This is a genomic window from Burkholderia sp. AU17457, from assembly GCF_002223255.1.
Taxonomy (GTDB): Bacteria; Pseudomonadota; Gammaproteobacteria; order Burkholderiales; family Burkholderiaceae; genus Burkholderia; species Burkholderia sola.
Window position 1 is genome coordinate 1,989,588 of sequence record NZ_NKFB01000003.1, and the last position, 13,120, is coordinate 2,002,707.

Genomic DNA, 13,120 nt, shown 5'->3' on the forward strand with positions numbered 1-13,120 from the left:
TCTCCGTCAAACAGCGCCGCACGCCTACACGTGCAGCAGCAGATGCCTGCGTTCCCACGAGCTGATCACGCGGAAGAACGCTTCGTATTCGGTTTCCTTCAACGCCAGGTAGGCCTTCACGAACTTGTCGCCGAGGATGCCGGCGAGCGGCTCGCACGCGGCCATCAGCGAGATGCCTTCCTCGAGGTTGCGCGGCAGCTGGTACGGCAGGTCGTAGCCGTCCGATGCGATCGGCTCGGTCGGCGCGAGCTGTTGCGTGATGCCGAGATAGCCGGCGGCGAGCGTCGCCGCGAATGCGAGGTACGGGTTGCAGTCGACGCCCGGAATCCGGTTCTCGATACGACGCGCGACGGGGCTCGACTGCGGGATGCGAAAGCCCACCGTGCGGTTGTCGTAGCCCCATTGCACGTTGATCGGCGCGGCCATGAAGCGCGACAGGCGGCGATACGAATTGATGTACGGCGCGAAGATCGGCATCAGCGCCGGCGTGTACTTCTGCAGCCCGGCCAGATAGCTGTGGAACAGCGGCGACACGGCGCCGTTTTCGTCGGCGAACAGGTTACGCCCGGTGCGCATGTCCGCGAGGCTCTGATGAATGTGCATCGCGGAACCCGGCTCGTTTTCCATCGGCTTGGCCATGAACGTCGCATACATGTTGTGACGCAATGCGGCCTCGCGCACCGTGCGCTTGAACAGGAACACCTGGTCGGCCAGCGACAGCGCGTCGCCGTGCATGAAGTTGATCTCCATCTGCGCGGCGCCGACTTCATGGATCAGCGTCTCGATATCGAGGCCCTGCATTTCGCAATACTCGTAGATGTCTTCGAACAGCGGATCGAACTCGTTGACGGCCTCGATCGAATACGACTGGCGGCCCGTTTCCGCTCGCCCCGTACGGCCGACGGGCGGACGCAGCGGCAGGTCGGGGTCGGCGTTCATGTCGACCAGATAAAACTCGAGTTCCGGTGCGACGACCGGCTTCCAGCCCTTCGCCTCGTACAGGTCGAGCACGTGGCGCAGCACGTAGCGCGGCGAGATCTCGACCGGCGAGCCGTCGAAATGCACACAGTCGTGGATCACCTGCGCGGTCGGATCGACCGCCCACGGGATCAGGCAGATCGTCGACGGATCGGGTACGCACACCATGTCGGGATCGGTTACGCCGGTCAGCGTGCCGTCCTCCGGATAGTCGCCGGTGACGGTCTGCACCATCACGGCCTGGGGCAGGCGCATCGATTCGCCGGATTCGAACTTGTTGCGCGGAATGATCTTGCCGCGCGCGATGCCGGCCATGTCGGGAATGATCGCCTCGACTTCGGTGATGCGGTGCTGTCGCAGGAATTCGCTCAGTTCGGGTTGCATGATCGGTCTCGTTAGTCGATGTCGATATCGGATGCGGCCGGCGACGGCGTCGCGCCGCCCGCATGAAGGCGGTGCGTCATCCGCGCGCGGCACGCCGCGCCGAAGGCCGCGAAGATGTCGCGCGACAGCGGCTGCTCCGCGTAGCGCCATTCGGGATGCCACTGCACGCCGAGCGCGAACGCACGCGCGCCGCGCACGCTGACGGCTTCGACCAGCCCGTCGGGCGCGCTCGCCTCGACGGCGAGCCCCGCGCCCAGGCGCGCGAGGCCCTGGTCGTGCAGCGAATTGACCGTCGCCTCTTGCGCGCCGCGCGCGATCCGCTGCAGCAAGCCGCCCGGTGCGAGCTGCACGACGTGCGCGGGACCGTACTGCCGTTCGAGCGGATCGTCCGGCCGTTCGCGGTGGTCGTCGAAGCCGGCCGTCACATGCAGCCGCTGATGCAGCGTACCGCCGTACGCGACGTTCAGCTCCTGCATCCCGCGGCAAATGGCGAGCACGGGCACGCCCGCGTCGATCGCCGCGCGGATCAGCGGCAATGCGGTCGCATCGCGCGCCGGATCGTGCAGCGTGTCGGGCACGCTGGCGGCGCCGCCGTAATGATGCGGTTCGACGTTCGAATAGCTGCCGGTCAGCAGCAGTCCGTCGATTGCCGCGACGATCGCATCAGCCGGCTGCCGCGCGCCGAGTGCCGGCAAGACGAACGCCAGCGCGCCGGCGCCGTCGACGATGGCGGCGAGGTACTTCTCGCCCGCCGTGTGGTTCGGGTGGGCGCCGCGCAGGATGCGGTCGGCGGTGACGGCTACGATCGGTCGTGCACGCATCGGCGTCTCTCCGGTAAGGGCGCGCGACACGCTTGCGCGCGCAACGATGCAGGTTCACGGGTACGTCGCACGCGCGTGCAATCGCGCGGCGCAGGCGCAAGCGCGCTCCTGCCGCACGGATGCGGCGACGGCGGGCGATGCGACCCGGGACGGAAACGGACGCTAGGGCAACAACGATGCGCTGCCGTCGCACTGCACCGCGCTGAACAGGTGCGCGGTCGCGAGATTGAAGCGGCGCGGGCCGCGATGGGAAATGGCGAAGAAGCGAGGCTCGCGTAACGGGGTGGCGCGCGTGCCGCGATCAGCATGCCGGTTCGGCCCGGCCTGAGGCGGCGCGCCCGCCGACGGACTTCGCGTCCGGCGTATCGAAGGGCTGGCGGCTTTCACGATCGTACTCGACTGACTGATGGAGGCAGGACACGTGTCGCTATGCCGCGTGGCGACACGTCAGCAAGATGTCTCGCAGCGGATGCCGGCGCGGTCGGGCCATCGTCGATGGCCTCGCCGCCGGTACGCACGTGACGACTTCCTGACATTCAGCTTATATCACCTAAAAATTGCGTCAAATTTTCAGGGGCCGATGACGCCATCGATCAGACGAAAAAAAACGGCATCGATCACGCGGATCGATGCCGTTTTGTGCATTGCATCGGCTCGCCTGCCCTGTGCCGACGGGGCGGCACGCACTGCCTCGCCGCGCTGCCGCATGAATGCGGCCCCTGCTCAGCGATGCGCGAGCGCCGTTTCGACGAGCGTCTGCAGCAGCGGCACGATCCGCGCTGCACGCGCTTCGTCGTACGCGTACGGACGCGTCTCCTCCATGTAGGTGATCTGCGACAGCTCGAGCTGCACGGCCTCGACGCCGGTCTCGGGCACGCCATAGTGGCGCGTGATGTAGCCGCCCTTGAAGCGCCCGTTCGCGACGGCCGTATAGCCGCCGTGCGCGAGCACGCGCGCGGCGAGCGCCTCCGCGAGCCCGGGCGTCGCACTCGCGCCGCTCGACGTGCCGAAGTTGAAGTCCGGCAGGCGGCCGTCGAAGAAACGCGGCACGTGCGAGCGGATCGAATGCGCTTCCCACACGAGCACGCGGCCGTGTTCGCCTTTCACGCGCGCGATCTCGCGTTGCAGCGCGTCGTGATACGGCACCCAGTAGCGGTCGCGGCGACGCATGATCTCGTCGTTGCCGGGCAGCGCGTTCGCCGGATACAGCGGCGCCTTGTCGAATGTATCGACCGGCACGAGGCTCGTCGTGTCCTGCCCCGGATACAGGTTCTCGTTGTCGGGCGGACGGTTCAGGTCGACCACGTAACGCGCATGCGACGGCACGAGGATCGACGCGCCGAGATCGGCCGCGAAGCCGTACAGCCGCTCCAGATGCCAGTCGCAATCGTCGACGAAGCGCGCGTCGGGCGTCATCGTCGCGGCGATGTCGTCGGGAATGTACGTGCCCGCATGCGGAATCGAGATCAGCAGCGGCAGCGTGCCCTGCTTCAGCGTGAATACAGCCGGTTGTTCAGTCATGTCGCCTCACCGTAAGAGTCGGCCGGCGCACCGTGCGCCGGTTGCCGCGCGTCAGCGCAGCAGTTGCGCCAGCGCGGCGCGGTAGTCGGCGTACGCGGCGGCTTCGTCGCGATGGCGGCGGCCGCTCACGACGCGCTCGCCGCCCGTGTAGACGTCGAGCACCGGCGTCTCGCCGTGCTCGGCGAACACGATGCCCGACAGCCATGCGGCGCTGTCGTGTTCGGCAATCGCCGGATGATCGGGATCGAGCACGAGCCAGTCGGCGCGACAGCCCGCGCGCAGCGCACCGATGCGCCGCCCGCTCGCCTGCGCGCCGCCCGCGAGCGACGCATCGAACAGGCGATCGGCGACGTGCGTCTGCGACGCGCTCGCCAGCACGTTGCGCGCGCGGTGCACGAGCCGCTGCCCGTATTCGAGCAGGCGCAGCTCCGAGCGCCAGTCGACCGACGCGTGGCTGTCCGAGCCGACGCCGATCACGCCGCCCTGCGCGAGATAGTCGACGGCCGGAAACACGCCGTCGCCGAGGTTCGCTTCGGTCGTCAGGCACAGCCCGGCGACCGCGCGGCGCTTCGCGAGCGCCGCCGTCTCGGCTGCATCGACGTGCGTCGCGTGCACGAGGCACCAGCGCGCATCGACGTCGAAACGATCGAGCAGCCATTGGACCGGGCGTGCGCCGTACGCGCGCACGCAGTCGTCGACTTCGGCCGTCTGCTCGGCGATGTGGATATGCACCGGCGCATCGTCGGGCAGCCCGTCGAGCAGCACGCGCAGCCCGTTCTCGGACACCGCGCGCAGCGAATGCGGCGCGACGCCGTAGCGCAGCCCGCCATGCTCGGGCGCCGCGCGACGCATCGCGTCGAGCAGTTCGAGCACGCCGTCGGGTGTGTTGATGAAGCGGCGCTGGTCGTCGCGCGGCGGCTTGTTGCCGAAGCCGGCGAACTGGTACGACACGGGCAGCATCGTGATGCCGATGCCGGCCGAGCGCGCGGCGTCGACCACGCGCGTGCCGAGCGCCGCGATCTGCGGATAGCGGGAGCCGTCCTGCGCGTGATGCACGTAGTGGAATTCGCACACCGACGTGTAGCCGCACTTGAGCATCTCGACATACAGCCAGCGTGCAATCGCCGCGAGCGCGTCGGGCGTGATCTTCAGCGCGAAGCGGTACATCAGGTCGCGCCAGCTCCAGAAGCTGTCGGCGGGATTCGCGCGGTATTCGGTGAGCCCCGCCATCGCGCGCTGGAACGCGTGCGAATGCAGGTTCGGCATGCCGGGCAGCACCGGCCCGGCCGCGCGCGCGACGCCGGCCGGTGCGTCGGTGTCGGGCGTCACGTCGGTCAGCGTGCCGGCCGCGTCCCAGCGCAGCAGCACGTTGCGGCGCCAGCCATCGGGCAGGTAGGCGTGGTCCGCGAACAACAGGGTATCGGTCATTGCGTGTCCTCATCGGCCGGATCGAGCGCTTGAGCCTCTCGTCCGGCCCGGTGCCGCGGCCGGCAGGCGCGAGCGCGTCGCGCCAGCGCCGGCCTCGCGGCGATCGACCGGAACGCGCCGTTGCACAGCGAGTCCGGTCCCTGCAAAGCGTCGGCCGGGCCGGTGCGTCACGTGCCCGGCCCGGTGCGTCGCAAAACTATCCGTTCATCCTGCGAAACACGGTCGTGCCGCTGCGTACGACCTGCTCGCACAGCGGTCGGCCGATCCAGTACGCCAGCTCGGCCAGCGAGCCGACCGACCACGCGGCGAAGTCGGCCTGGCGACCGACCTCGAGCGCGCCGTGGCGATCCCCGCGGCCAAGCGCCGCGGCCGCATGGCGGGTGACGCCTTGCAGCACCTCCGGCACCGTCATGCGGAACAGCGTGCAGCCCATGTTCAGCGTCAGCAGCAGCGATTCGAGCGGCGACGTGCCGGGGTTGTGATCGGTCGCGAGCGCGATCGGCACGCCGTGCTTGCGCAGCAGCTCGATCGGCGGCAGTTGCGTTTCGCGGATGAAGTAGTACGCGCCGGGCAACAGCACGGCGACCGTGCCGGCCGCCTTCATCGCCTCGATGCCGGCTTCGTCCAGAAATTCGAGGTGGTCGGCGGACAGCGCGCGGTAACGCGCGGCGAGCGCCGTGCCGCCCGCATTCGACAGTTGCTCCGCATGCAGCTTCACCGGCAACCCTCGGCGTGTCGCCGCTTCGAACACGCGCTCGGTCTGCGCGAGCGAAAAGCCGATGCGTTCGCAGAACACGTCGACCGCGTCGACGAGCCCTTCGTCGGCCAGCGTCGGCAGCATCCGCTCGCACACTTCGTCGATGTAGTCGTCCGCGCGTCCCGCGTATTCCGGGGGCAGCGCATGCGCGCCGAGGAAGGTCGTATAGACGGTGACCGGGAAGCGTTCGCCGAGCTGGCGCGCGACGCGCAGCATCTTGCGCTCGCTTGGCAAGTCGAGCCCGTAGCCCGACTTGATCTCGATCGCGGTCACGCCTTCGGCGAGCAGCGGCTGCAGACGCGCGGCGGCCTGCACGAACAGCGTCGTCTCGTCGGCCGCGCGCGTCGCGCGCACCGTCGACACGATCCCGCCGCCCTGCCGCGCGATTTCCTCGTAGCTGACGCCCGCGAGGCGCTGCGCGAATTCGTCGGCGCGCGTGCCGCCGTACACGAGGTGCGTATGGCAGTCGACGAGGCCCGGCGTCACCCACGCGCCGTGCAGGTCCTCGCGCCGCCAGTGCGCATAGCCGTGCGGCAGCGCGGACAATGCGCCGAGCCACGCGATCGTGCCGGTTTCGTCGACGGCGATCGCAGCGTCGTCGATCGTCTCGTCGGGATGGCCGTGCGGACACAGCCTCAGGTGATGCCAGACAGTCGGTTTCATGCGTTCAGTCTCGTTCGCCGACGGCAAGCGATACGGCCAGCAGCGCGCCGCTTCCGCTCACGACGACGTCAAACGCACGCCGCGGCCCGTCGAGCCGCAACGTGTCCATTTCCTGCAGCGCATAATGCGCGCCGTCGATCTCGACGCCGACCGCGCCCGTCGCACAGAACAGCAGTACGGTATCGGCGCGCTCGATGCGGTGCGTGCCTTCGGGCCACACGTCGACCGTCCCGCGCGCGGCCGAACGGCGCGTCATCAGGTTGAAGTCGCGCGTCGCGCCGTCGTGCAGCGTCGCGTCGATCGCCGTCTCGCCGGCGAAGTCCACCCGGGCGAGCGGCACGTCGAGCATGTGCTTCGCCCCGCCCGCTTCGGCGAGCGTCATGCCCGCGCCGGACAGCAGCACAAGCGTGCGGTCGACGCCGTCGAAACGCGAGAACGGCCCGGCCGCGCCGACGTCCGCGACGCTCACGCGCCACGCGAACGCATCGAGCGCCGCGCCGGGCGGGAACGCGCCGATTTCGCGCGTCACGCCGCCGCCGTTCTTCCACGGCGACGCGACGAGATCCGCCGCGCGGATCATCACGGCGGCCAGCGTCGCGTTCACCGGCGCCTGGTCGAGCGCCGTCATGCTCAGCGGCCGAGCATCGGCAGCTTCAGGCCGGCTTCGCGGGCCGTCTGCTGCGCGAGTTCGTAGCCGGCATCCGCATGGCGCATCACGCCTGTGGCCGGATCGTTCAGCAGCACGCGACCGAGACGCTCGTGCGCATCAGCCGTACCGTCGGCGACGATCACGACGCCCGAGTGCTGCGAGAAGCCCATGCCGACGCCGCCGCCATGGTGCAGCGACACCCACGATGCGCCGCCCGCGGTGTTCAGCAGCGCGTTGAGCAGCGGCCAGTCGCTGACCGCGTCCGAACCGTCCTTCATCGATTCCGTCTCGCGGTTCGGGCTCGCGACCGAACCGGTGTCGAGGTGGTCGCGGCCGATCACGATCGGCGCCTTCAGTTCGCCGTTCTTCACCATCTCGTTGAACGCCTGGCCGAGGCGATAGCGATCCTTCACGCCGACCCAGCAGATCCGTGCCGGCAGGCCCTGGAACGCGATGCGCTCGCGCGCCATGTCGAGCCAGTTGTGCAGGTGCGGATCGTCGGGGATCAGCTCCTTCACCTTCTGGTCGGTCTTGTAGATGTCTTCCGGATCGCCGGACAGTGCGACCCAGCGGAACGGCCCCTTGCCTTCGCAGAACAGTGGGCGGATATAGGCCGGCACGAAGCCCGGGAAGTCGAACGCGTTCTCGACGCCCATTTCCAGCGCCATCTGGCGGATGTTGTTGCCGTAGTCGAGCGTCGCCGCGCCGCGTTCCTGCAGCGCGAGCATCGCGCGCACCTGGACGGCCATCGACTGCTTCGCGACCTTCACGATGCTCTGCGGATCGACCTTCTGCGCCTCGCGCCATTGCGCGACGGTCCAGCCTTGCGGCAGGTAGCCGTTGATCGGATCGTGCGCGCTCGTCTGGTCGGTCACGCAGTCGGGCGTGATGCCGCGCGTGACGAGTTCCGCGAACACGTCGGCCGCGTTGCCGAGCAGGCCGACCGACACCGGCTTGCCGGTGCGCTTCGCTTCGTCGATCATGCCGAGCGCTTCGTCGAGCGTCGTCGCCTTCTTGTCGACGTAGCGCGTCTTCAGGCGGAAGTCGATGCGCGTCTCGTCGCATTCGACCGCGATCATCGAGAAGCCGGCCATCGTCGCGGCGAGCGGCTGCGCGCCACCCATCCCGCCCAGGCCGCCCGTCAGGATCCAGCGGCCCGACGGATCACCGTTGAAATGCTGGTTCGCGACCGAGAAGAAGGTTTCATAGGTGCCCTGCACGATGCCCTGGCTGCCGATGTAGATCCAGCTGCCGGCCGTCATCTGGCCGTACATCATCAGGCCCTTGCGATCGAGCTCGTGGAAGTGATCCCAGTTCGCCCAGTGCGGCACCAGGTTCGAGTTCGCGAGCAGCACGCGCGGCGCATCCTTGTGCGTGCGGAACACGCCGACCGGCTTGCCCGATTGAATCAGCAGCGTTTCGTTTTCCTCGAGATCCTTCAGCGACGCGAGGATCTGGTCGTAGCATTCCCAGTTGCGCGCCGCACGGCCGATGCCGCCGTACACGACGAGCGCATGCGGATGCTCGGCGACTTCCGGATCGAGGTTGTTCTGGATCATCCGGTAGGCCGCTTCGGCCAGCCAGGTCTTGCAGGTCTTCTCGCTGCCGCGCGGCGCGCGGATCGTGCGCGTCGGATCGAGACGGGGATCGATATGTTTCGGATGATTCATGACGGCTGCTCCCGAAGGAAATGGAAGATCAAATAGGAATCAGAAATGCCCGGTGAAGCGATAACGGCTGCCGGGATGCCACAAATTCGCCACCGAGGCGACGACGCCCTGCGACCAGGTGCGCCGATGTAAAACCAGACACGGTTCGACGCCGTCCATCCGCAGCTGCTCGCGCCGCTCCGGCGCCGGGGCCGCCGCTTCGATCCGGTACTCGACGCGCTGCAGCGGCGCCGCGCGCATCAGGTACAGGTTCGGCGTCGTGTTCGTGAAATCCTGCTCGGCGTAATCCGGCGCGACCGCCGGATTCACCCATCGTTCCTCGAGCTGCACCGGTTCGTCGTTCTCGAAGTGCAGCACCTGCGAATGAAACAGCTTCGTGCGCACGGCCACCTGCATCTCGTCGGCAAGCGCATCGTCGGCGCGGATCGTGTCGAGCCCGAGCACGCTGGCGCGGTACGCATGCCCGCGTGCGCCCACCTCTTCCGAGATGCTGCGGATCGCGACCAGCGTCGACTCGTACTTCGGCCGCGCGACGTAGGTGCCCGCGCCCTTCATGCGCGTGAGCACCTGCTCGGCCGTCAACTCGCGCACCGCGCGGTTGACGGTCATGCGCGCCACCTTGAACTCGCGTGCCAGTTCGTTCTCGGACGGCACCTGATCGCCCTCCGCCCATTCGCCGGCGTGAATGCGGCCCAGGATGAAATCCTTGATCTCCTGGTAGACCGGCGCGCTCATCGGCTTACTGTTCCGACGCGAACGAGAACGGCGCGATCTTCGCGAACGCACGCTCGCCGACCAGCTTCGCGATCGCCGCGATGTCCGGTGCGAAGTAGTGGTCGAGTTCGTAGTGCGCGACCTTGCCGCGAATCGTCTCCATCACCGGCGCGAGCTTCGGGCTCGTGTGGTACGGCGCACGCAGGTCGACGCCCTGGGCGGCGGCCAGCAGTTCGATCGCGAGGATGTGCTTCGTGTTGTCCGCGATGTCGGCGAGCTTGCGCGCGGCGAACGTCGCCATCGACACGTGGTCTTCCTGGTTCGCGGAAGTCGGCAGCGAGTCGACCGACGCCGGGTGCGCGAGCGTCTTGTTTTCCGACGCGAGAGCGGCCGCCGTCACGTGCGCGATCATGAAGCCGGAGTTCACGCCGCCGTCCTTCACGAGGAACGGGGGCAGGCCCGACAGCGTCGCGTCGATCAGCAGCGCGATGCGGCGCTCGGCCAGCGCGCCGATTTCCGCCGCGGCGAGCGCGAGGTTGTCGGCCGCGAACGCGACGGGCTCGGCGTGGAAGTTGCCGCCCGACAGCACTTCGCCGGTATCCGGGAAGATCAGCGGGTTGTCCGACACGGCGTTCGCTTCGACCAGCAGCACGTCGGCCGCGTGGCGCATCTGGTCCAGGCACGCGCCCATCACCTGCGGCTGGCAGCGCAGGCTGTACGGATCCTGCACCTTGTCGCAGTCGCGGTGCGACTGGTTGATCGGCGAACCTTCGAGCAGTTCGCGGTACGACGCGGCCGCGTCGATCTGGCCTTGATGGCCGCGCAGTTCGTGGATGCGCGCGTCGAACGGCTTCACCGAGCCCGCTGCCGCGTCGACCGACAGCGCGCCGGCGACGAGCGCGGTGCGGTACAGGTCTTCGATCGCGAACATGTTGTCGAGCGCGAGCGCGGTCGACGCCTGCGTGCCGTTCAAGAGCGCGAGGCCTTCCTTCGCCTGCAGCGTCAGCGGCGCGAGACCCGCGACGCGCAGACCGTCGAGCGCGCTCGCGCGTTCGCCGCGGATGAACACTTCGCCGACGCCGAGCAGCACGGCCGACATGTGGGCGAGCGGCGCGAGGTCGCCCGATGCGCCGACCGAGCCCTTCACCGGGATCAGCGGCAGCACGTCCGCGTTGAACAGCGTGATCAGCGCGTCCATCACTTCGCGGCGGATGCCCGAGTGGCCGCGGCCGAGGCTCGACAGCTTCAGCGCCATCAAGAGGCGCACCGACGAGCGCGCCATCGGCTCGCCGACCCCGACCGCGTGCGACAGCACCAGGTTCTTCTGCAGCAGTTCGAGCTGGTCGTGCGGGATGTGGGTGCTCGCCAGGCGGCCGAAGCCCGTGTTGATGCCGTACGCCGGCTCGCCCTTCGCGGCGATGTCGGCGACGGCCTTCGCGCCCGCGTCGATCTTCGCGAAGCTGGCCGGGTCGAGCTTCAGTTGCACGGATTCGCGTGCGATCCGGCGCAGTTGCGGGAGGGTCAGATGGCCGGGGGTCAACGTAATCATGTGAGCAATCCTGTCTAGACAAGTTCGGAATGGCTTGAAGTGTAGCCATCGAAACTTGTCTAGACAACCCGTTTTTCATTATTCCGGCCTCGGGAGTTTCCCTGATGACCGGCGGGGCCCGCCGGGCCGGTCAGCGGGATCCGTTTTTTAACGTATGTTGCAATTATTTTGTATTTGGCAACATACGAATCAACATTCCCACGGAGACTGTCATGTCCTTCCCGTCACGATTCGCCGCCCGCGTCGGCCGTCCTCTGCTCGTCGCCGCGTGCGCACTCGCGTGCGGCGCGTCCGTCGCCGCCGAGCCGCTGTCCGGCACGCTCGAGAAGATCCGGCAGTCCAACCTGATTTCGGTCGGCCATCGCGAAACGTCGGTGCCGTTCTCCTATGTCGATGCGAGCGGCAAGGTCATCGGCTTCTCGCAGGACCTGTGCGACCGCGTGATCGCCGCGGTGAAGGCGCGCACCGGCAAGCCCGACCTGCAGGTGCGCTTCATTCCGGTCACGTCGCAGAACCGCATTCCGCTCGTGCAGAACGGCACCGTCGATCTCGAATGCGGCGTGACGACCAATCTCGCCGCGCGCCATGCACAGGTCGCGTTTTCGACCACCTTCTTCGTCGCGACGACGCGCCTGCTCACGCGCACGAGCTCGGGCGTCCGCGACTTCCCCGATCTCGCCGGCAAGACGGTCGTGACGAACCAGGGCACGACGTCCGAACGCCTGCTGCGCAAGATGAACGAGGAAAGGAAGATGCACATGCAGATCATCAGCGCGAAGGACTACGGCGAAGGACGCCTCACGCTCGAATCGGGCCGCGCGGCCGCGTACATGATGGACGACGTGCTGCTCGCGGGCGTGCGCCAGCTCGCCGCGAAGCCGGCCGACTGGCAGCTCGTCGGTACGCCGCAATCGTCGGAAGCCTACGGGTTCATGCTGCGCAAGGACGATCCGCAGTTCAAGGCGCTCGTCGACGGCGTGCTCGTGCAGCTGATGAAAAGCGGCGAGATCAACGCGCTGTACGACAAATGGTTCATGAAGCCGGTGCCGCCGAAGGGGCTGTCGTTCGACTTCCCGATGAGCGACGTGATCAAGGCCCGCTACGCGGCGCCGAACGACGCGCCGCTCGAGTAAGCGCCGTGCGTCGCGCTCGGCCTACGCGCGCGTCCACGCGACGCACGCCGCGTAGCCGGGCGCCGCATCGAGCCAGGCCGCGTCGAACGCCGCGACGCCGGCGGCAGGCGCGGCCGGCTCGACGATCGTCGTCGCGGGTGTCGCCGGGTCGCGCGGCGGCACGACCGCGAACGCGCGCAGCCCGCCGACGATGCCGGTGCCGAGCGCCTTGAGCAGCGCCTCCTTCGCGGACCACACCCGCATGAATTCACCCTCGCGCGCGCCGGGCGGCAGGCCGTCGAGATACGCGATCTCGGCGGGTGCGCACACTTCGCGCGTCAGCGCGCGCCAGTCGGTCGCGCGGTTGCAGCCCTCGATATCGACGCCGACACGGCCCGCCGGCGCCCATGCGAGCAGCGCATGATCGCCCGCATGCGACACGTTGAAGTCGAGCGAGGCGCAATGCGCCGGGTCCAGCGACGGCCGCCCCGCTGCGTCGACGACGAGCGCGACCGCGTGCGGCGCGATACCGAGCGCCGCGCCGAGCACGTCGCGCAGCGCGGCGCGCGTCGCGGCGCTACGCACCGCATCCTCGTGCCGCAGGAAGCGCGCAGCGCGGGCGCGCTCGTCGTCGCTCAGCGCCGCATACGCGGGCGACGCGAGCGGCACGCGCCAATCGAAATCGACGCGCGCGATCCGCACGCCGGCGCGCGCCGCGGCGAGCGGCGCGTCGAGCGCATGCACACGCCATGCGCGGGACGTTTCAACGGGAGAAGCGGAATCGGAAGGAATGGACATCGGCGCGCGGCAGCCTGTACGGCAAGACGAAACGTCCGATGGTAATCGATCGCGGCGGCGGCCGGCCGGCTGCTGC

11 protein-coding genes are annotated in these 13,120 nt (G+C 68.5%); 1 reads left to right on the top strand and 10 read right to left on the bottom strand.

Features of this window, described 5'->3' with window-relative positions; genetic code table 11:
* Window positions 1–24 precede the first annotated feature (24 nt).
* The 9 genes from CFB49_RS11960 to hutH all read right to left on the bottom strand — a co-directional run bounded on the left by CFB49_RS11960 (window position 25) and on the right by hutH (window position 11,134).
* Window positions 25–1,362, bottom strand: a complete 1,338-nt coding sequence (locus CFB49_RS11960) for a glutamine synthetase family protein (RefSeq protein ID WP_089491381.1) — start codon at window positions 1,360–1,362, stop codon at window positions 25–27.
* 11 nt (window positions 1,363–1,373) lie between these two features.
* Window positions 1,374–2,183, bottom strand: coding sequence for a gamma-glutamyl-gamma-aminobutyrate hydrolase family protein (locus CFB49_RS11965; protein ID WP_089435283.1), 810 nt, complete (start codon window positions 2,181–2,183; stop codon window positions 1,374–1,376).
* Window positions 2,184–2,906: 723 nt separating this feature from the next.
* Window positions 2,907–3,704 carry an N-formylglutamate deformylase gene (gene hutG / locus CFB49_RS11975; RefSeq protein WP_089491382.1) on the bottom strand — a complete coding sequence of 266 codons (798 nt, stop codon included), beginning with the start codon at window positions 3,702–3,704 and terminating at the stop codon, window positions 2,907–2,909.
* Window positions 3,705–3,755: 51 nt separating this feature from the next.
* Window positions 3,756–5,132 (bottom strand): formimidoylglutamate deiminase, encoded by a 1,377-nt coding sequence (locus tag CFB49_RS11980; RefSeq protein ID WP_069617759.1) that lies wholly within the window; start codon window positions 5,130–5,132, stop codon window positions 3,756–3,758.
* A gap of 196 nt (window positions 5,133–5,328) precedes the next feature.
* Window positions 5,329–6,552: an imidazolonepropionase gene (gene hutI, locus CFB49_RS11985; protein WP_069617758.1), complete on the bottom strand. Its 1,224-nt coding sequence runs from the start codon at window positions 6,550–6,552 to the stop codon at window positions 5,329–5,331.
* A gap of 4 nt (window positions 6,553–6,556) precedes the next feature.
* Complete coding sequence (locus CFB49_RS11990) at window positions 6,557–7,180, bottom strand: HutD/Ves family protein (RefSeq protein WP_089491383.1); 624 nt, start codon at window positions 7,178–7,180, stop codon at window positions 6,557–6,559.
* 2 nt (window positions 7,181–7,182) lie between these two features.
* Window positions 7,183–8,871 carry a urocanate hydratase gene (gene hutU / locus CFB49_RS11995; RefSeq protein ID WP_059791395.1) on the bottom strand — a complete coding sequence of 563 codons (1,689 nt, stop codon included), beginning with the start codon at window positions 8,869–8,871 and terminating at the stop codon, window positions 7,183–7,185.
* A 39-nt stretch (window positions 8,872–8,910) separates the two neighbouring features.
* Window positions 8,911–9,606 carry a histidine utilization repressor gene (hutC, locus tag CFB49_RS12000; RefSeq protein WP_069617756.1) on the bottom strand — a complete coding sequence of 232 codons (696 nt, stop codon included), beginning with the start codon at window positions 9,604–9,606 and terminating at the stop codon, window positions 8,911–8,913.
* Between the two features lie 4 nt (window positions 9,607–9,610).
* Entirely contained in the window at window positions 9,611–11,134 is a 1,524-nt protein-coding gene (gene hutH, locus CFB49_RS12005) for a histidine ammonia-lyase (protein ID WP_069617755.1), read from the bottom strand.
* 212 nt (window positions 11,135–11,346) lie between these two features.
* Between hutH and CFB49_RS12010 the strand changes: the two genes are divergently transcribed.
* The gene (locus tag CFB49_RS12010; RefSeq protein ID WP_089491384.1) at window positions 11,347–12,267 is read left to right on the top strand and encodes a glutamate/aspartate ABC transporter substrate-binding protein; all 921 of its coding nucleotides are present in this window, start codon (window positions 11,347–11,349) and stop codon (window positions 12,265–12,267) included.
* A 21-nt stretch (window positions 12,268–12,288) separates the two neighbouring features.
* Here the strand turns inward: CFB49_RS12010 and CFB49_RS12015 are convergent, their stop codons facing one another.
* Complete coding sequence (locus CFB49_RS12015) at window positions 12,289–13,044, bottom strand: 4'-phosphopantetheinyl transferase family protein (RefSeq protein ID WP_089491385.1); 756 nt, start codon at window positions 13,042–13,044, stop codon at window positions 12,289–12,291.
* Window positions 13,045–13,120: the final 76 nt, after the last annotated feature.

Coding starts and splice junctions, on each gene's coding strand:
- hutC (WP_069617756.1), bottom strand. CDS start 9,606: ATGAGCGCGCCGGTCTACCAGGAGATCAAGGATTTCATCCTGGGCCGC.
- hutU (WP_059791395.1), bottom strand. CDS start 8,871: ATGAATCATCCGAAACATATCGATCCCCGTCTCGATCCGACGCGCACG.
- hutG (WP_089491382.1), bottom strand. CDS start 3,704: ATGACTGAACAACCGGCTGTATTCACGCTGAAGCAGGGCACGCTGCCG.
- CFB49_RS11990 (WP_089491383.1), bottom strand. CDS start 7,180: ATGACGGCGCTCGACCAGGCGCCGGTGAACGCGACGCTGGCCGCCGTG.
- CFB49_RS11965 (WP_089435283.1), bottom strand. CDS start 2,183: ATGCGTGCACGACCGATCGTAGCCGTCACCGCCGACCGCATCCTGCGC.
- CFB49_RS11980 (WP_069617759.1), bottom strand. CDS start 5,132: ATGACCGATACCCTGTTGTTCGCGGACCACGCCTACCTGCCCGATGGC.
- CFB49_RS12010 (WP_089491384.1), top strand. CDS start 11,347: ATGTCCTTCCCGTCACGATTCGCCGCCCGCGTCGGCCGTCCTCTGCTC.
- CFB49_RS12015 (WP_089491385.1), bottom strand. CDS start 13,044: ATGTCCATTCCTTCCGATTCCGCTTCTCCCGTTGAAACGTCCCGCGCA.
- CFB49_RS11960 (WP_089491381.1), bottom strand. CDS start 1,362: ATGCAACCCGAACTGAGCGAATTCCTGCGACAGCACCGCATCACCGAA.
- hutI (WP_069617758.1), bottom strand. CDS start 6,552: ATGAAACCGACTGTCTGGCATCACCTGAGGCTGTGTCCGCACGGCCAT.
- hutH (WP_069617755.1), bottom strand. CDS start 11,134: ATGATTACGTTGACCCCCGGCCATCTGACCCTCCCGCAACTGCGCCGG.